General features: G+C 48.8%; 15 protein-coding genes. 5 read left to right on the top strand and 10 right to left on the bottom strand.

Annotated elements, in window-relative coordinates; translation table 11 throughout:
* Positions 1–3 precede the first annotated feature (3 nt).
* Positions 4–951: an iron-hydroxamate ABC transporter substrate-binding protein gene (locus tag NYE45_RS05345; RefSeq protein WP_340015919.1), complete on the top strand. Its 948-nt coding sequence runs from the start codon at positions 4–6 to the stop codon at positions 949–951.
* A gap of 135 nt (positions 952–1,086) precedes the next feature.
* Here NYE45_RS05345 and NYE45_RS05340 read toward each other — a convergent pair whose 3' ends face one another.
* From NYE45_RS05340 to NYE45_RS05330, 3 genes are all read right to left on the bottom strand, one after another.
* Positions 1,087–2,016: a TIGR02452 family protein gene (locus tag NYE45_RS05340; RefSeq protein WP_340015918.1), complete on the bottom strand. Its 930-nt coding sequence runs from the start codon at positions 2,014–2,016 to the stop codon at positions 1,087–1,089.
* Positions 2,009–2,494, bottom strand: coding sequence for an NADAR family protein (locus NYE45_RS05335; RefSeq protein WP_340015917.1), 486 nt, complete (start codon positions 2,492–2,494; stop codon positions 2,009–2,011). The genes NYE45_RS05340 and NYE45_RS05335 overlap by 8 nt, the downstream gene beginning before the upstream one ends.
* A 91-nt stretch (positions 2,495–2,585) precedes the next feature.
* Entirely contained in the window at positions 2,586–3,524 is a 939-nt protein-coding gene (locus NYE45_RS05330; RefSeq protein ID WP_340015916.1) for an NUDIX domain-containing protein, read from the bottom strand.
* A 377-nt stretch (positions 3,525–3,901) separates the two neighbouring features.
* Here NYE45_RS05330 and NYE45_RS05325 point away from each other — a divergent pair, with 377 nt between their 5' ends.
* The 3 genes from NYE45_RS05325 (at position 3,902) to NYE45_RS05315 (ending at position 8,040) form a co-directional block, all read left to right on the top strand.
* Complete coding sequence (locus tag NYE45_RS05325; RefSeq protein ID WP_340015915.1) at positions 3,902–4,336, top strand: MarR family transcriptional regulator; 435 nt, start codon at positions 3,902–3,904, stop codon at positions 4,334–4,336.
* Positions 4,337–4,439: 103 nt separating this feature from the next.
* Positions 4,440–6,224 carry an ABC transporter ATP-binding protein gene (locus NYE45_RS05320; protein WP_340015914.1) on the top strand — a complete coding sequence of 595 codons (1,785 nt, stop codon included), beginning with the start codon at positions 4,440–4,442 and terminating at the stop codon, positions 6,222–6,224.
* The gene (locus NYE45_RS05315; protein ID WP_340015913.1) at positions 6,217–8,040 is read left to right on the top strand and encodes an ABC transporter ATP-binding protein; all 1,824 of its coding nucleotides are present in this window, start codon (positions 6,217–6,219) and stop codon (positions 8,038–8,040) included. The genes NYE45_RS05320 and NYE45_RS05315 overlap by 8 nt, the downstream gene beginning before the upstream one ends.
* A gap of 327 nt (positions 8,041–8,367) precedes the next feature.
* Here NYE45_RS05315 and NYE45_RS05310 read toward each other — a convergent pair whose 3' ends face one another.
* Positions 8,368–9,924 (bottom strand): ATP-binding protein, encoded by a 1,557-nt coding sequence (locus NYE45_RS05310; RefSeq protein ID WP_340015912.1) that lies wholly within the window; start codon positions 9,922–9,924, stop codon positions 8,368–8,370.
* A gap of 275 nt (positions 9,925–10,199) precedes the next feature.
* Between NYE45_RS05310 and NYE45_RS05305 the strand changes: the two genes are divergently transcribed.
* A complete protein-coding gene (locus NYE45_RS05305) occupies positions 10,200–10,535 on the top strand; it encodes a hypothetical protein (RefSeq protein ID WP_340015911.1) in 336 nt (111 codons plus the stop codon).
* Between the two features lie 291 nt (positions 10,536–10,826).
* Here NYE45_RS05305 and mglC read toward each other — a convergent pair whose 3' ends face one another.
* From mglC to NYE45_RS05275, 6 genes are all read right to left on the bottom strand, one after another.
* Positions 10,827–11,846, bottom strand: coding sequence for a galactose/methyl galactoside ABC transporter permease MglC (gene mglC, locus NYE45_RS05300; protein WP_036606383.1), 1,020 nt, complete (start codon positions 11,844–11,846; stop codon positions 10,827–10,829).
* 15 nt (positions 11,847–11,861) lie between these two features.
* Positions 11,862–13,367: a sugar ABC transporter ATP-binding protein gene (locus NYE45_RS05295; RefSeq protein WP_340015910.1), complete on the bottom strand. Its 1,506-nt coding sequence runs from the start codon at positions 13,365–13,367 to the stop codon at positions 11,862–11,864.
* A 74-nt stretch (positions 13,368–13,441) separates the two neighbouring features.
* Positions 13,442–14,503 (bottom strand): galactose ABC transporter substrate-binding protein, encoded by a 1,062-nt coding sequence (locus NYE45_RS05290; RefSeq protein ID WP_340015909.1) that lies wholly within the window; start codon positions 14,501–14,503, stop codon positions 13,442–13,444.
* Positions 14,504–14,667: 164 nt separating this feature from the next.
* The gene (locus NYE45_RS05285; protein ID WP_340015908.1) at positions 14,668–15,840 is read right to left on the bottom strand and encodes a substrate-binding domain-containing protein; all 1,173 of its coding nucleotides are present in this window, start codon (positions 15,838–15,840) and stop codon (positions 14,668–14,670) included.
* Positions 15,821–17,644, bottom strand: a complete 1,824-nt coding sequence (locus NYE45_RS05280; RefSeq protein ID WP_340015907.1) for a sensor histidine kinase — start codon at positions 17,642–17,644, stop codon at positions 15,821–15,823. Before NYE45_RS05280 ends, NYE45_RS05285 begins: the two co-directional genes overlap by 20 nt.
* Complete coding sequence (locus NYE45_RS05275) at positions 17,641–19,374, bottom strand: response regulator (RefSeq protein WP_340015906.1); 1,734 nt, start codon at positions 19,372–19,374, stop codon at positions 17,641–17,643. Before NYE45_RS05275 ends, NYE45_RS05280 begins: the two co-directional genes overlap by 4 nt.
* Positions 19,375–19,687: the final 313 nt, after the last annotated feature.

Raw genomic sequence — 19,687 nt, 5'->3', positions numbered from 1 at the left:
CCCATGTTAAAGAAAAATCTTATGCTTGTCATGAGTATCTGTCTGGTGCTTGTACTCGCAGCCTGTGGAACGGCCAATAATTCATCATCTGCTTCTGGCGGTTCGTCCACAGATACTTCAATTGAAAAACAAGACAACAGCGCAAGTTCGGGCGAGCAACGCATTGCCTCCATGTCAATCCATCTGACCAATGATCTGCTGTCTCTCGGCATTACTCCGGTTGGTTCCGTTATCGGTGGCGAAGCCAAGGCCTTCCTGTCCCATGTTGCTGATCGTCTTCAAAATACAACGCCGCTTGGTCCGGTGAAAGACCCGGATATGGAAGCTTTGCTTGCCCTGAAACCGGATGTGATCTATCTGGACGAAGAATTCTCCGGTGATGATATTGCCAAATTTGAGAAGATTGCTCCGGTACATGTCTTTAATCTGGATGACGGTACATGGCGTGACCATCTGAAAGACATTGGCAAACTCGTGAATCGCGAGAAAGAAGCCGAGCAATACATTCAGGACTACGCGACCGAAACGGAAGAAGTGAAATCTCTGATTCATGACACGATTGGTGATGGTACTGTGATGGCGATCCGTGTAACTGCCAAAGAGTTACGTGTGTTCAGTACACGCCGTCCCATGGGTCCCATTTTATATGAAGATCTCGGTCTGACTCCTGCCAAAGGCATTACAGACATCGACTCGACCAAACCGTATCAAGTGGTCTCCCGTGAAATCCTGCCGGACTATGATGCAGATGCGATCTTTGTGGTTGTGAATTCGGATGATGAAGCTCAAAGCATGTTCAAGGAGCTGCAAAACAATCCGATCTGGCAAGGCCTGAAAGCAGTCAAAGCCGGCCACGTCTACCCGATTGGTGCACAGCCTTGGCTGGATTATTCATCTATCGGTAATAAAATGGCCATGGATGAAGCCAAAGAAATGTTCTCCAAGAAGTAAGTTTCCGTACACACCACACTTAACGTGGGACAATACCAAAAAACCTCTCTTTAGAGACCGGATTAGAGTTCGTTATCATACTCTCTTCCGCTCAAAGCAGAGGTTTTTGTTTTCTATTATCTTTTTTTACTCTGTTTATACCCCAGTCAAGCGATCCTGAAATGCCTTTAATGTTCGCTGACCTGCGGATCGATCATATACAGCAAATACAATTTGTTCAAAGGAGTCCTTAAATCCCTCTCCCACGAACACATCATGAAAATACTTCGCCACCTCTGCCGGTTCATTACGAAATACTCCGCAGCCGTATGTACCCAGAACAATCGTACGATGACCATTCGTAGCAGCCACGTCCAGAATATAACGGATACGTTCCTTCATCACGGACTCAATCTGTAGATCGTCAGCTTCTCCACGCTCTTTCACCACACCCGCATTAACGGCTGGCGCAGTAATGAATGATGATACATAATATTGGTCCAGCAGGCGGTCTTCATCATCACGGATTACGGGAACACGAGGTGAATAGATCATATGATCAGAATAAAGACCAGATCGCCGCTTGCGATTGTAATCGTACATTTCATCCATTTGGGCGATGCACGGGTATAGTCCCGTGGCTCGGGCCAGACTCTCTTCCTGTGCCTGACTTCCGCCAAGGAAACCACCGCCAGGATTTTTCGCCGATGCAAAGTTTAGACAGACCACATCTTCTCTTCCTTCAGCTACCGTCAAACGTGAAGCCGCTCCAAGTGTAGTCTCGCCAGTAACCTCAATACGAACCGACACAGCCTCAGATTCTGCTTCAGTTAATGAAGCTACCGAATGAGTTTCTGCGCGGGCTTCTGTACGTAGCTTTTCTCTGAGTCCGGAAAGCTCTGAAGGACGGTATAACACCGAATTTCGGATGGCTTTCTGCACATCGGTGCCGATCTCAATTTTGCAATTATATCCATTTACGTACTGTCCTTCTTCCAGAATAACCAGCGTTTGCTGTGCGATACTGGCCCGCATGGAACGTGGATTGGAGCTAGTGGAGCCTGCTGATTTATTAAAATTACTCATCTGAATCACTTCCTATATCTTCTCTTAGACGGGTCAGAATCTCACCCAGCCAGTTGGTTCCCCGCCACGTTCTTCGGTTACGAATACGCGGATCTTCCTCCGCCAGTCCCACACCCCAGATGCGATCATCTGGGCTTGCTTCCACAAGGGTCGTTCCACGAGTGGCGCGCAGCACAGTTAGCAGTTCTTCGTTTTGTGTGAATTTGGCCAAGTTGCCCTCATAGACAATGCGCTGGCATTCCGCTTCCCATACCTTCTGGTCGAAGCCTGCGACCTGTCTGCCCAGCTTTTTTTGTACCGAAGCAGAGCTTGCCTTCAGAACTTTATCTGCGATGGTCTGATCGCCGAACAGCAGCGCTTTCTGGTGCATCATGTATTGCTCCGCACTCGTGTAGTGAACCCCGTTCACGGTAAAATCCGCCGGGTGCCACTGTGAGAACGGAGATGCAGTTCGCCAGAAAAACGTAAACTTTTCCATCCATATCCCCTCTTTACTTGTTCCTCATGGTTGTAGCGATCCCGCCCTTGGCTTAAATCACTTCGTCCGTGTTCAATGATAATTACCGTGTCTACGGTGTCAGTCTCTCCGGGTTCAGTCTGTACAAGCGGGATGGTCGATGACCGGCACTGCTCGCATACTCTCCCGTTTCAATGACCCAATCGGCAATTTTGCGCCGGAAAGCGGCAGCCAGCAGTTTTTTGCCACTAATGATCTCATGTACTTTCTGAAGTGCAGTCAGCGTGAACGTCTCTGGCATCAGATTGAATGCAATATCCGTGTACTCGATCTTGGATCGCAGACGCTCAAGCGCATAATGAATGATTTTGGCATGATCAAAGGCAATCCACTGAACTTCACCCAACGTCAAACTATAGTTCCGCACTCGTCCTTCTACCGTTTCTTTTGTCTCAACAATGGCCGATAACTCTTCGGTTCCATTGGTCAAAATCAACTGCAGCCTGCGTTCTGTCACACGTCCACGCTCATGGATATGGCGCTTCTCTTCCAGAAGTCGCTGCTCCACCCGAAACCAGCTGGCCTCGCTCGCATCATCACCGGCCTGAAGCTGTAGCTCGCTGCTATCGACCAGAGCCATATAGGAACAGCTAATGACACGCGTACGTGGATCACGTTCCACATCTCCCCATGTGTACAGTTGTTCCAGATAAATATCATCCAGCCCCGTCTCCGTCAGCAATTCCCGCCGAGCAGCATCTTCCAATGATTCCTGCATGGAGACAAATCCGCCCGGTAACGCCCACTGTCCCAGATATGGATGGCCGCCCCGCCGGATCAGCAGTAACTGGAGTTCGGGTTCCGCAAGCTTGCGATAGTTCTCCTGAGCCTCACTGCGAATCGTAAATACCAGCATGTCCACGGTGACGGAAGGACGTTCGTAATCACCAGCATTATACGTTTCCAGAAACTGTTGTTCACTGATATGTACGTGATCCTGATGCTCCCGGTAATCGGGGGCTTTTCCTCCAGATGAACCTTCGTTAGTCATCGTATACAAACCCCATTCTGTTATTAACAATATGTTATTAACATTTAGATAATATCAATTAATCACATCATTTTATATCAGGTCAATATTTCCAGTTCAAAATAAATGAGTTCCCATCCCCTTGACGATATGTCAAATCAAACTTATGATTTAGTTAGTCGACTAACTAAATCTGCGTGTTCAAAAAGTCTGGTTTTCAGTACCGAGAAGATGGAATGAAGGTAGAAATGGAGTAGCGGAGCGTAGGCAACCTACGTGAGCAACGGACATTTCGGCTGAATTTTATATTCGATGCTGATGATGCCGCTAGGAATCATTCGTAATCAAAAGCGGACTTTTTGAACAACCTCTAAAAGGATATGAACGGAGCGGATGATATGAACCCAGCCCAAAATGATCGGTTAATGGGACAGCTATCCGAACTCGTGAAGCTGAAACGCTACAAGGTTCATGAGAAACTTGTGAACCACCCCGAGTTGTACCCGGGACAGCCTCCTTTGTTGTTCCAGCTTGAACGGGAGGATGGCCAATCCCAGAAAAATCTGGCCGAACAACTTCGGCGCAGTCCCGCAACCGTAACCGTCATGCTCAAGCGCATGGAAACGTCCGGTTATGTGAGACGTGAAGCGGACCCGAAGGATCTGCGCAGTTTGCGGGTGTTCCTGACGGATCAGGGGCGCTCTGCACTACGAGAACTGAGAGAAGTGGTTCAGGAGTTGGAACGACAGGCCGAGAAAGATTTTACACCGGAAGAATCCCGGCTGATGTCTGCACTCGCACAGCGTATGCTCCAAAACCTGCGTGAATCTTGAGGTGATGCACACTCGCGACAGCGCTAACAACAACTGGATTGAAGCAGCTAAAGGTTTGATGGAATTGATTCACTTATGCTATGAAGATTGAGGTGATTCCCTATTGTGGACGTTAAAACGATTCTTGACCCCGTATAAGTCGGCGGCGATCCTCGCCCCGCTGCTCATGGTACTTGAGGTTGCCATGGACCTGCTCCAGCCCAAGCTGATGTCCAGCATCGTGGATGATGGTGTGCTTGCAGGTAACCTGTCCCATATCGTATCTACAGGTCTGATCATGCTACTTGTTGCATTAATTGGCTGGGTCGGCGGCGCAGGCTGTACACTCTATTCAAGCAAGGCTGCCGTGGGGTACGGCACGGATCTGCGCCAGGAACTGTTTGACCATATTCAAACCTTCTCCTACCGTAATCTGGATACGTTTCAGGAAGGATCCCTGATTACTCGTCTGACGAGTGACATTACCCAGATGCAGACCTTTGTACAGATGCTGCTGCGGATGTTTATCCGTTCGCCGATGCTGATCATCGGTAGTATCATCATGGCGTTTACGATCAGTGTGAAGCTGGCACTCATTCTTATTGCGACTGTACCGGTACTGTTTATTATTTTATTTATCCTGATAAAAGCTTCCTATCCGCTGTTCGCCAGTGTGCAGAGCAAGCTTGATCAGGTCAACGCCGTTCTTCAGGAGAATCTCGCTGGCATCCGTGTCGTCAAGGCATTTGCACGTGCGCGTCTGGAGAAAAAACGGTTCAAGCAATCCAACGAAGATTACACTACGACTGCCGTCAAAGCCTGGCGGATTGTCACACTGAATGCACCTGTGCTCAGCCTGATGCTGAACGCTACCATTGTAGCGGTGCTATGGTTCGGAGGTTTCCAGGTAGTGGGAGGCGATATTGCTGCCGGAGATCTGATTGCTTTTATCAACTATGTCACGGTTGTACTCTCGTCCCTCACATCCATCGGCATGATGATGATGAGCTTCTCCCGCGCCAAGGTATCTGCTGAGCGGATCAACGAGGTGTTACATACAGAGCCGGATATTCAATCGGGAACCGATAACTCCGGGAATGCACAGTCTCACCAGGCTAACCGTAATCAGAATTCACACCAACCGTCTTCCCTTCCATCGCTCACAGGCGGTCAAGTGGAGTTCAGAGACGTATCTTTCCGTTATGACGGAGACCATGCACTCACCGGAATTAACCTGAAGGCTCGCCCGGGTGAGAAAGTAGCCCTGATTGGTTCAACAGGTTCAGGCAAAACCTCGCTGGTGCAGCTGATTCCCCGTCTGTATGATGCTTCGCAGGGGGAAGTGCTCGTGAATGGAGTGAATGTTCGTCACTGGGATCTTCAGGATCTTCGCAGCCGTGTGTCCATTGTGCTACAGGAATCCATCCTGTTCAGCGGCAGCATCAGGGATAACATTTGTTTCGGCCGGCCCGGTGCAACGGATGCTGAATTGCGTGCTGCGGCACAAGCTGCGGCTGCGGATGATTTTATTATGAAACTGAAAGATGGGTATGACACGGAGCTGGGTCAACGCGGGGTCAATCTGTCCGGTGGACAGAAACAACGGATATCCATTGCACGCGCCGTGCTCATGCGACCGGAAGTGCTGATTCTGGATGATAGCACCAGTGCTGTGGATTTGCGTACGGAAGCGAGCATTCAGAAGGCTTTGCAATCTTTGATGAAAGATAGCACGACCTTTTTGATTGCACAGCGGATCTCCTCCGTGAAGGATGCAGACTGTATATACGTTATTGATGAAGGACAGATTGTTGCCAGTGGCACACATGATGACCTTATGGCTCATTCATCACACTACCAGGCGATCTATTATTCGCAGCAACGGAAGGAGGATGTTCAATTTGGCTAAACCTGCATCTTCCTCCATTCAACAAACCGTCGTGCCTCCTATCGGAAGACCCGGATTAGGGGGCAGAGGACCCGTTCCCAAAGTCAGAGCCAAAAATGCTCGCCACGCCCTAATTCGGGTATGGTCGTATATGGGACGTCATCGCAAAGGAGTCATTGCTGCATTAGTGCTAACCGCTCTCGGCACACTGCTCAATCTGGCAGGACCTTATCTTCTCGGCCGTGCCGTTAACGAACACATCGTTCCCAAAGTAACAGCTGGTTTGCTGAAAGAATGCCTCCTCTTGCTGAGTGTTTATGTCCTTGGCTCACTCCTGATGTGGGCTCAATCCTATGTCATGATTGGTGTGTCACAGTTGACCGTCAAGGATCTGCGGCATGCGTTGTTCTCCCGACTACAAGAGCTGCCTGTTAGCTTTTTTGATAAAAATCAAAGCGGGGATCTGATGAGCCGCGCCACCAATGATATCGATAACGTGTCCACAACGCTGAATCAAAGCGTAACCCAATTGATGTCCAGTGCCATTCTGCTCGTTGGCTCCTTGTCGATCATGTTTGCACTCGATGTCCGGCTTACCCTGCTCAGTCTGATAACGGTACCGTTGATTACCATTGCCACTCGCCTGATCGCTTCGAGAACACGTAAACACTTCACCGCCCAGCAGAAATTACTTGGTGAGCTTAACGGGTATGCTCAGGAAACCATTGCTGGACAAAAAGTCGTAGCGGCCTATAACCGTCAGGATCAGGCACACCAACATTTTGAAAACCTGAACGAGAAACTTCGCACATCCAGCACACAGGCCCAGACTGTTTCGGGTCTGGTTGGACCTACGATGAACGTGATGAACAACATTGGATTTGCCATTTTGGCTTCTGTAGGTGGATGGATGGCCTATCATGATCTGACGTCCATCGGACTCATCGTCAGCTTTCTCGCTTACTCCCGTCAGATTGAGCGGCCGCTTAACGATCTGGCCAATCAGTACAATCTGATTCAGGCTGCAATTGCAGGTGCTGAGCGCGTGTTCCACATCATGGATACACCTGGCGAATACGTGGAGGAACAGAAGAAACAACTGGATCAGATTCAAGGTAAAGTTGTATTTGAAGACGTCTCCTTCGGGTACAGTGCGGAGCGAGACATTCTGAAGAAGGTCAGCTTTACCGCAAAACCGGGTGAGATGATTGCACTCGTTGGACCCACCGGTGCAGGTAAAACGACCATTATCAACCTGTTACCCCGTTTCTACGAGATTACAGGCGGACGGATTACCATTGATGGATATGACATCTCGGAGCTAGAGAAGGATCAATTGCGTCGGCAACTCGGCATTGTGCTTCAGGATGCCTACCTGTTCTCAGGTACCATTCGCGACAATCTCGCCTACGGCAAGCCGGACGCAACGGATGAACAGATCAGGCAAGCGGCTGAGCTGGCGAATGCACATTCGTTCATCCGCAAACTGTCCCAGGGCTACGATACCCCTATCATTTCTGGAGGAAGCAATCTGAGTCAGGGACAACGACAGCTGTTAACCATTGCCCGGGCAATTCTGGCTGATCCAGCCATTCTTATTCTGGATGAAGCAACGAGCAGCATTGATACGCGTACGGAGATGCAGATCCAGGAAGCGATGCGCACATTAATGAAAGACCGTACCAGCTTCGTCATCGCCCACAGGTTGAGCACGATTCGCGAAGCCGATCAGATTCTCGTCATTGATGATGGACAGATTGCTGAACGGGGAAATCATGATGAGTTGATGCAGCAACAAGGGTTCTATTATCAGTTACATCAGGGACAACTAAAATAAGTCGAACTAAAGATTATTTACACAGACACTACGATGACAGAATAACCTTCCAATCGCTGTTATCCCCAGATTTTTTGATTCCCATTTCACAAGGGGAAAATCCGGGGATAAAGGCGAACGCTCCGCTTTTTCATGTTTTTTCTGTCCTCTCCGTTACATGTAAATGATTATTTCAACCAAATATAGTTTGATCTGATACGATGTGGATTCTACACATTAGGTTAATCGAAATACTAAACGCCGTATGGGGTTCTCCAGGACCAGGACCCATACGGCGTTTTTTGTTTAATAATTTGGTTGTTGCTGTTTCTGATCCTGTTATACCAATTACGTCTCCATTGGCAGATGAAGCGTGAAAGTGGAACCCACCCCCATCTCACTATGGACGGTAATTTTACCATTGTGGTCCTGAACGATTTTCTGGCAGAGTGCAAGTCCGAGTCCCGTACCTTCTTCTTTGGTCGTATAGAATGGATTAAAGATCGTGGAGAGCGAATTTTCCGGAATGCCACTGCCCGTATCAGTAATGGAGACGAGTACTGCTTCCCCGTCCTGCAACAAATCCATATGAACCTCGCCGGGGTCTTCCATCGCTTCAAAAGCGTTACGAATCAGATTGATCAATACCTGCACGATTTTATCCCGGTCCATGTTGACCACGATTGGCTCACTCGTCATTTCAAGCGTAATTCGATGCCCTCGGGATGCCGCATCTGACTCGGTCAAAGACATGACACGTTCAAGACAATGCCCCAACTGTTCGGGTTTCATGTGATTGGCATGTGGTTTGGAAAATTGTAAAAATTCAGCCGTCAGATCGGTTACCCTCGTCACCTCTCCCATAATCACTTCATACCACGGAGCGATATTGTACGCTTGTCCACGTGACAGCTGCAGGAATCCCCGTATCGCGGTGAGCGGGTTACGAATTTCGTGAGCCATACCAGCGGCCAGTTCCCCTACCGCTCTTAGCCTTTCGGAACGGAATACTTCTTCTTCATTCTTCAGCCATTTGCTGCGCTGTTGTTGAAGTAACCTGTCCTCGGCAACCGTCATAAAGTGCTGCAAGGTATCCGACATTTCCGGGTATAGAGAGATGCTATAGCTAACCTGCAGGCCTTGAAGCTGAACGGAAAGTAATGACGCCATTCGTTCTTCCACGTCCTGTACCTCCGGCAAAACGACTGCAAAACGATCTCCAGCATATCGGGATATGCCATACGCATCGGTGAACTGATTAGTAATCATTTCGCCTGTACCCGTAATCACGGAGCACCAGGAATCTTCTGAATCTTTTTTAAATCCGCTAAAATTATTGACATTCAAAAGGACAAGCAGAAAAGAGCGACGCTCTTCCACCGTCTTATGCAGCACTTCCATATAGCCTTCATAATTTAACAAGCCGGTAAGCGGATCATGAAGGGTCAGAAACCGGTTTTTTTCCCGAAGCCGACGCTTCTCAGCCTCACTGTTAATCATCGTGTGATACAAAAAAATGATTACAACCGAGGTTAACAGATCAAATAACGAAACCAGCAAAGCATATGTATCTACAGGCACATACGAAAGCCGAATCACCGTATATTGCAGCATGAGCAGCAGTGAGATTGGTAAAGTCTGTGCTACGCGTTGTTTATCCTGAATCACCGAAATGATGAGCATATAATACAGCATGTTGCACCAGTTCAGTTGACTGAAATAATGGAATAATCCGAGAAAAACCCAATGAAACTTCCGCAGCACAGGATATCTTCTCTCCCCATAAATACTCGCTACAAATAAGGTCCCCGCTAACAACATGAATGCCGGATGAGGGGTAAGCCTTAGAACATAAGAGGACAGAATGACAAGCAGACAGCCTAGTGGGAATATCACCATTTTCATCGTGTAACTTAGCAAATAGCCTCGCCCCCTTTGACATAAAAAATCACACCTAACAACTTATGTACATGTATTATATCGAGTATGATTAGCTGATGTTGTCGATTAGTGGAGGCTCGTCAAATTCGCATGAATGTATAAATTATGAAGGCAATAGGACATATGCATGAATTGTAATAGGCAAAAGTGAAACAATTATTCTACGCATCGATTATCATTGTGTTACAATACATTAATGGATGAATTTAGGATAAAATCTTGGTTATGGAGGAAACTACATGACAACACAACGAAAACCACTGGGCCTCGGAACGCTCTCTCTGCTCGTACTGTTGATGGGTCTCGCCTTTAATTTTCCATGGGGCAAAGCAAATTTTATGATCAGTCATTACCTGTTGAACTTAATAAACATGCCTATCTATAGTAACGGAGATCAAGGACTTCATATCCCCTTTGTAATCGCAGCGATCTTCTGGATCCCGACCTTCTTGATCGCCAAAAAATATCGTGCACATTTTGGCACAAGTGTATCTTATAATGTCGCCGGATTTATGTTGCTCTTATGTATTATTGGACCAGTTATCCCCGTTATCGATTGGATGGTCAATGGTTAAACAATTAAAGCCAGCTCTCTATATCCCGAGGGCTGGCTTCTTTGCTGCTTTATCCATATAAGATGAATGGAATTTTTACACCATAACGTAGAGTGCAGAACCAATCTGAAGAAGCGCAGCTAAAAGCTTTCTGAAAGAAAGCTACTTCGGAAGCATACCCCTCGCATTTATCATCGGATTTCCCCCTATAATATAGGGAATCAAGAAAATCAGGGGATAAGGGCGATCGGAAGATGGTACTGCACTCGGAGTACAACGGTGTAACCTTTTCACATTCATCTCATATCCTTTTTATTTTTTCGCCATATACTTACGGATATCAAAAGCCACCGCAGCAACAATAATCAATCCTTTGATAATCAGCTGCCAGTATGGACTCACACCGATAAACGTCAGACCATAGTTAATGACCCCGAAGATCAATACCCCTGCCATAACTCCAGGCACTGTTCCAATACCACCCGCCGTTGATACGCCGCCTACCACACATGCGGCGATTGCATCCAGCTCATACATGTTACCGTAATTGTTCGTAGCCCCACCTGTCCGAGCCGCTTCAAGTACACCACCCAGACCATACAATGCACCCGCAATGGCATACAGGGCAACCAGGTTACGTGCCACATGAATTCCGGATACATGTGCTGCCTGAATGTTGCCACCGATGGCATACATGTTTTTGCCTAGTCGTGTTTTGTTAAAGATCACCCAGCAGATTAACGCCACCGCAATCGCAATGAGGACAATATACGGGATGGAATAACCCCCGCCCAGATCAATATAGCCGGAGCCAATGACGGTAAAATCGGGTCTCAATCCTCCGATTGGTTGCGACTGGTTGGGTTCCGTATCAAAATAAATGGAATTCAGTCCATACACGGCTACCATCGTACCCAACGTTGCGATAAAAGGCGGCACATGTAATTTGGCGACAATGAGTCCATTCACTAATCCCACGAACAGACCTGCGGTAATCCCGACAAGGATCGGCAGTCCCACCCACAATTGGGGCAGATCAGGGAAGAAGCGGTTTGCATACTCGTCAATTTGCAGCATCGATGCCGATACAACAGCCGTCAGTCCAACCACCCGTCCAGCGGACAGATCGACTCCACCCGTGACGAGGATAAAGGCTGCACCGAGCGCAATAATGGCCCGTGTGGAGGACTGCTGTAAGATGTCCCGCAGTGTGGAGAAGGCAAGAAAATTCGGATCGGCAATAGCAATCCCAATGATGAGCAGAATCAATACGATAAAGATCGCGCGCTGTGTGACATATTGTTTCACTTGATTGATCATCTGTGTGTTCATCTGTTTTCCTCCTGACTAAGCCATCCGCTGTTGCGCGGCCAGCCTCATAATATCCTGCTCGGTTGCCTCGGCTCCGTCCACGATTCCGGTGAGACGCCCTTCGCTCATCACCATAATGCGATCCGACATGCCCAGAAGCTCAGGCATCTCTGAGCTAATCATAATAATGCTTTTGCCCTGACGAGCCAGTTCCGTAATAATGGTGTAAATCTCGAATTTGGCCCCTACATCGATTCCACGTGTCGGTTCGTCCAACAGAAGGATCTCCGGGTCGGTCAGCAACCAGCGAGCCAGCAGAACTTTCTGCTGATTACCGCCAGACAGGTTTCGAATCAGCGTGTTAACTGAAGGCGTTTTGGTTCTGAACTTCTGCGTCTGTTCCCGTGCCTCTTCGCGGCCCTTTTTCTCATCCAGCAAGCCCACGCGATTTCGGTAGCGCCCCAGACTGGCGATAATCGTATTCTCATATACCGACAACACCGGAAAAATCCCCGTGACCCTTCGTTCTTCCGTGAGCAACGCGATGTTATGACGCTTTGCTGCTGCGGGGGAGTTAATCTTCACCTTACGCCCATGAATGGAGATGGTACCTGAAGCGAGTCCGCGCAGTCCGAACAAGGACTCCATCAGTTCTGTCCGCTGTGCTCCAACCAGGCCGCCAATGCCGAGCACTTCACCTTTTCGCAGCTCGAAGGATACATCACGAAATGATTTGGACTGGTTCGATGTCAGACCCTCGGCTTTCAATATCACTTCACCGGGTACGTTCGTCCGTTCCGGGAAACGTTCGTCCAGATCACGGCCAACCATACGCGTAATGATCAGATCGGTCGTTAAATCAGCAGCATCCCATGTCCCGACAACGAAGCCATCACGCATGATCGTCACTTCATCCGAGATCGTCAGGATCTCCTCCATCTTGTGTGAAATATAGATAATGGATACGCCGCGACTGCGCAGTTCATTAATAATGGCAAAGAGCTGATCCACTTCCTTGCCTGTCAGGGAAGAAGTTGGCTCATCCATGACGATGACTTTGGATTGAAATGAGACCGCCTTGGCGATTTCCATGGATTGAATCTTGGAGACAGATAGTGTTCCCGCCTGAGCCTTCGGATCAATATCCAGGTTCAAGTCCTTGAATAGAGCCAGTGTATCGGTATACATCCTTTTCTCGTCCACCAGTATTCCCCTCATCGGAAAACGACCCAGCCAAATATTCTCCATCACCGGACGATGCGGGACCGGGTTCAGCTCCTGATGAATCATGGATATTCCTTGCTGAAGTGCCGCTTTAGAATTCGGAATATCCACATCCTTTCCTTCGATGCGTATCGTTCCTTCATCCGGGTGATACATGCCGAATAGACATTTCATAAGTGTGGATTTCCCCGCTCCATTCTCTCCCATCAAGGCGTGAACCGTCCCCGGTTTCACTTTCAATGTGACCTGACTTAGTGCCTGCACACCCGGAAATGCTTTGGAAACTCCATTCATCTCCAGCAGGTATGGTGACTCCATCTTGGTTCCTCCCTTCCATATGACCGGCAAAAAAGGGACGCTCCCCGTATGACGGACGTCCCTGTCTCGTGCTGTTATTGGGCGTCGGCAATGTTGTCTTTTGTAATCTTTTTGTAGGCAATCCAGACGTATTTACCATCTGTAATATCGTATTTGGTATTTTCCTTCGTTGGTGTCTCACCTTTGGCAAGAACGGAAGCTAGCGCTACCGTAGCTGCACCCTGATTCTTGGCATCATTGAGCACCGTACCGAGCATCGTACCATCCTGTAGAGCCTGAATAGCCGGAGCTGTTGCATCCACACCTACCACTGGCATGGATTTGCCATCCTTGAAGTATCCAGCTGCTTTCAATGCCTCAATGGCTCCAAGCGCCATGTCATCATTGTTCGCGAGCACCGCTTCAATCTTGTCGCCATGGGAGGCCAGGAACGCCTGCATTTTCTCCTGCCCCTTCACGCGGTCCCACATTGCCGTGTCTTCCGCCAGTGCTTCCACTTCGATACCGGCATCCTGGATCGCCTGAACCGAATATTTGGTCCGAAGTTCTGCATCCTGGTGACCCGGTTCCCCTTTCAACATGACGTATTGCAGTTTGCCATCCCCGTTTTTGTCCGCTTCCGGATGTGCTTTCCAGTAATCTACAATCAGCTGTCCAGAGATCGTACCCGACTCCTCCGCTTTTGCTCCTACGTAGTACACTTTATCCCACTTGTTCATATCTTCCGCCACCGGCTCACGGTTGAGGAACACCACCGGAATGTTCGCTGCCTTGGACTTGTCAATGATGACGCCTGCCGCCGTGCGGTCTACCGGATTCACAGCCATTGCATTATATTTCTTGGATACAAACAGATCGACTTTCTCGTTCTGTGTAGGCTGTGCATTCTGGCTATCCACAATATCGAGGGTCGCAATGCCTTCCGCTGCTGCGGTCATTGCATTACGTACACCCGTCATGAACGTATCATCGAATTTGTAGATAGCCACACCAATCTTGGGCGTTTCCGTCCCAGCTGCTGTCTGGCCTCCTGTATCCGTTCCCGTGCTTCCACCTGCACTGTCTCCACCGCTACTACAACCCGCCGCCACAACCATACATGCCGTAATTAACAGTGTCATCCACGTTTTCTTCATATCCTAATGACCTCCCCCAAGTTCATTCGGCTTTACCGATGTCTTTATTATGAAAGGGTTTACATTGAATTCGAATACAATATCTTCACCTGTTTTATCGAAATCTTCCTCAAGTTAAAAAAATGGATTAATTTCATCATTCAGCAATTCGTTCCGGCACTCGTTCATTGTACAAAAGGAAACAGCAGCTTCTGGTTATCCATCCAGAACATATTGTCGGTGCTAACCAGCTTCGTCTCAAGTAGGACTCTCGCCTGTACCTGTTGATTGTTCAGCCGTGCAACGGCTTGATTCAATCCCAGATAACCTGCACTATATCCATTCTGGACGATAAGATGATCAAAGACCCCTTCTTGCAATTGCTCCAGTTGCTGTTGTTCACTGCCGAATCCAACAATCCTTACCTTGTCCGCCGATTTGCGTCGATTCAGTTCATCGGCTGCTCCCAGAGAAGCCGGTTCCTGAAGAGTAATGAAGCCATCCAACTTCTGCTGATCCAGCAATTGCTTCGCAGTCTGCCAACATCCATCCCGGGTATTACATATCGATTTGGGTTCCACTTGAATATTAGGATACTGAACCAAGGCTTCCATAACCCCCTGCTCTCTCTGAATCAGACCAGAATTAAGAGGGTCCGGGCCCAATAAGGCTACATGTCCTTTTCCTTCCAGAAGCTCCGCCATAGCCTGCCCTGCCTGCCGTCCAGCCTCCACATTATCCATGGAGATGACGCTGGTGATACCTTTCACGGGAAATTCATCGTTAAGCACAATGACTGGAACGATGGCTCCATCTGAATTCATTGCCTGCGCCTCCTGAACAATGTCGCTAAGCGCCTTCTCACTTAGGGGATCGACTAATAGAGCTGAAGCGCCCTGCTTCAGAGCCAATGCCGCGGCTTCCACCTGAGCCTGCTCCCGCACACTGCGAGACAACGTTCCACGGCCCGCATTGGCCTGCTTAACCTGTAACTGACTACCCACGGAGTCCGGAATGGCAGGCGTGTACATATTACCATCGGAAGGGTATGCCTCCACGGTCATCAGTTCCGCCCCATTCTCTTTGGCAGCCGCTTCGGCACCAAGCCGGATCGCTTCCGCAAGTTCCCCTGTTCCAGCTGGCGTAATCAGCGCGATACGTGGTGGTACTAGTGTAGCATCGGGACTCGATAGGCCACAGGCAGCGCATAGTAGAAGACAGCAGTTTGCGGCTGTCAGAGTTAACCATCGACGTTTCCAAATTCCAGGGAAGCTCGCACCAACCTTTTTCAAAAATGCACGGATGTTCAATCCTTCAACGCTATGGATATCATTCCTATTAACTTGGTTGTCCGTCATCAGGCTCGTCCTCCTTCTGCTGCGATTGAATGGGGATCCGCATCCAGACCGTGGTGCCTTCCTCCAGCTCACTTGCAAATTCAAGGCCGTACGCCTCCCCGTAATAAAGACGAATTCGATCATGTACGTTGCGTACCGCTACGCCTGATCCTGCACCGCTTTTCACAACCGGACTGCCACTTAATAACCCTGACATCTGTTCTTCCGTCATACCGACCCCATTATCTGTAATGCGAAACACCAACTTGTTGTCCTCACGATAGACATCGATCTCAATACATCCCTCGTCCATATGGTACTCGATGCCGTGAACAATGGCGTTCTCAATCAGGGGTTGCAGCACCAGCTTCAATGTCAGGCAATCCAGAAGCGCATCATCGGCTTTAATCGTAAAGTTGAATTTGCGCTTGAACCTCATCTGTTGAATCGTCAAATAATGCTGCGCATGCTCCAGCTCTTCCCTGATCGTGATAATCGTTTTACCTTGACTGAGACTGATGCGAAACAGGCGAGAGAGAGATGTGATCATCGTAATCACTTCCTCATTGCGGCTCATGCCTACCATGCGCACCACAGAATTCAGCGTGTTATATAGAAAGTGCGGATTAATCTGAGCCTGTAAAGCCTCCAGCTCCAGACGTCGCTTCTGTTCCTGTTCATGGATGATCTCATCCATCAGGGTTCGGATTTTATTGACCATCAGATTAAAGCGACGAGATAGACGTTCCACCTCCAGCGGCCCTTCAATAGGCAACTCCACGTTGAAGTCCCCGCGCTCCACGGCCTTCATCTTACGTTCCATTCGCCGGATCGGGCGAGTCAGACTGGAAGAGAGAAACAGGGATACGAGAATGACCAGTACCAGTACAATGACAAGTACACGGATGAGATATCCGTTCACTTCCTGGCGCGTGGTCATAATCTCATCCAAATAGGCGACACCAACGATTTTCCACCCGATATTGGCGACCGACTTTACGGTATTCAGCCTTTTCTGCCCATCTGCCTCATCTTCATAACTGCCGGAAGCCACCAAAGCCTGTTCGATATTCTCGCTTTTGAGCCCCATATACATCAATTGCTGCTGTGGATGGTACACAATATTGCCCGCACTCTCATCGATGATATAGACGTATCCCCGTTGCCCCAGACTGACCCGGCGGCTCAGTTCATCCATCTGTTTAAAGTTGATATCCACCAGCAGGATAACCTGCCGATCCTGACCATTTTGCCGTATCGTTATGCCTTTGCTCATAGAAACGACCCATTTGTATGGGCCTGTGTACATGTTCTGAATATGAGGTAAGGAGAAACTCAGGTGATCTGGTACGCGGAGCGCAGACTGAAACCACCCTTGCTGTGTCACATGGGCACTGGTTTTTAATTCGGCTGTAGGTCTGTTCTTCAGCAATTGCCCCTTGGAATCAAGCAGAGTTATCGAGATGATATCCTCACGACTGCTGAGCAGTGTGTCGAGCTGTTTGTCCACCTGTTCCCCTTCCCATGTCCCGTCACGCAGCATGTGTTCCTCAATGGCACGGTACAGATGCGACATACTGCGGACGTAATCCTCCAGGTTATAACTGACCTGATCCACAATCTGTCTCGTCGTCAGTTCTGCACTTCGCTCGGCAGCCTGCGTGAATTTGTCGTGCAGGAGCATCGCCATGATGGTCAGCACCAAGACGATGAAGACGGAGAAGGACCACGTAATAATAAACCGGATACTGCTGACCCTGGAGGAACGCAGACGAGAGCGCAATTGAAGTCCCAAGAACTTCACCCATCTGGACAAAAACTTCATCGGATTGAACCTTCACTTGCTGCCTGGGAAGCCTGTTTACGATATTCTTTGGGCGAGACGCCAATATGTTTTTTGAAGCAAAAGCTGAAGTAATTCGGTTCGGCAAAGCCAACCTGCTCCGCAATCTGAAACGACTTCAGCTCTGTCGAGCGAAGCAGTTCACGCGCTGCCTCCATTCGGATCTGCATCAGGTATTGCAGGAAGGTAAGTTGTACTTCTTTTTTGAAAATGCCACAAAAATAACCGGAGCTGATATGCAAATGTCCGCATACCTTCTGAATGGACAGGTCCGGGTCAGCATAATGCTCTTTCGTGAAAACTAATGCCTGCTCGACAATATCTTTGTATACATGCTGGCGTCCGCTGGCAATGCGCTGTTGTACGAGCAGACAGACCTCTCGCACCTTTATCTGCGCCTCAGTAAGTCCCGGCAGTCGGAACAAATCCGCATACAACTGGAACCCTGCACCGAAGATGTCTTCCATTGCTTCTCCCGATGCCTGCGCTGCCTTCCACACCGTCGTTAACACTTCTATTAGATAGAGCTGAATATCACTTCGCCCGTGTTCCACTGTAATTTCCCGGAAAATGATCGCAAGTGTCTCCTCCAGCTCCGCCTGCATCCCCGCCTTCAGGCAACGTGTCAACGTCTGCTGCTTCAACTCGTCAAAACGTAACTTGCCCGCCGTCTGCCGCTCCACATCTGCAATATATATAATTGAATCCGTCCCGGGCACAAGCCGATAATCCAGTGCCAGCAGGGCATCTTCATAGGCTTGATTCACATCGGCAAGTGTATCCACAATCTGGCCAGATCCCACCGTCGCCGGGATACGCAAGTAGTGGTTGATGCTGCGCATCACATTTTCCAATGCCTTCTGTTGCCGCTTAGCTCCATCTGTACCACCCCAGCGATCCACATAGAGCAGGACAACCGTCTCCTGATGCATAAACGCATGACCAGCCCCATGCTCAGCCCATACTTCTGCCGCAATGTTAAGTGCAGCAAACCGTTTCAGTTCAGCGTCTTCAGATTGACGTAATGAGCCTCCGGAAACGAATATCTCAGACTGACCCGCTTCCTCAGATGATGCTTGGTTATGTCGCTGTGGAGGCTCATTGAATACTCCCTCCGGCTTCTCTTTCTGTACATCTCCATCCATGTGCAGTGTCAATACAGACACCCCATAGCGTTCTCCTGTCAGATCCAATCCGCATTGTTTGGCTTTACTATGAATATATGTCGAGGATTTCTGCCGATGGAGCAAGGTCGCCATCAGATCTGCCTGTAGTAAAGGCAAGCTGGTGTGATAGTGCTCACGCAGTTGCTGTACATCTTCACGCTCAGCAACTTCAGCCGCCATCTGGGCGCGCAGTCTTGTAAGCAATTCGGTGAGATGCCCTGCCGAGAACGGCTTCAGCAGATATTCATCCACACTAAGGGAGATCGCTTGCCGGGCATAATCAAATTCATCATATCCAGTCAAAATGACCACCTTCACAAGTGGATTGCGTTTCCTCAATCTTTGCGCGAGTTCCAGACCATTCATGAACGGCATGCTGATATCGGTCACCACAATATCCGGCTCTACCCGTTCCGCCATCTCCAATGCTTCCCGCCCATTCTCCGCCAAACCAACTATCCGCAGATCGAGCGCTTCCCAATCGACCTCTACAACCAATCCTTCGCGCACATCTTCTTCATCATCCACCAGCAGTACCCGGTACACGATCGGATTCCTCCCTTTTATGACGGGCCTTATGCCCCAGCAATTAATAATATGTAGCATTGTGTAACATTTGGTTTCTATTGCTCACGGGATTATGCAAAAATACAAAGCGTATCCTGATGATACGTCTCGAGGTTGCCATCATAATATACAATATTACACGGAATATGTAATCGCTTTCTTCATTAGAGGTGAGGCAACCCTGACGGGCAGTCTCCTATATAACAGGTTAAGGATAGTATATGAATGCTAAGGGTAGGTTAAAGTAATACAAACACGGAAAATTTCGAAGTACTTCTAAATAAGAGGAGTT

Origin of the sequence: Paenibacillus sp. FSL K6-1318 (genome assembly GCF_037976905.1) — a bacterium.
Lineage (GTDB): Bacteria > Bacillota > Bacilli > Paenibacillales > Paenibacillaceae > Paenibacillus > Paenibacillus amylolyticus_A.
Note: the sequence above shows the minus strand (reverse complement) of the source record. Positions and strands in the feature narration are given on the sequence as shown.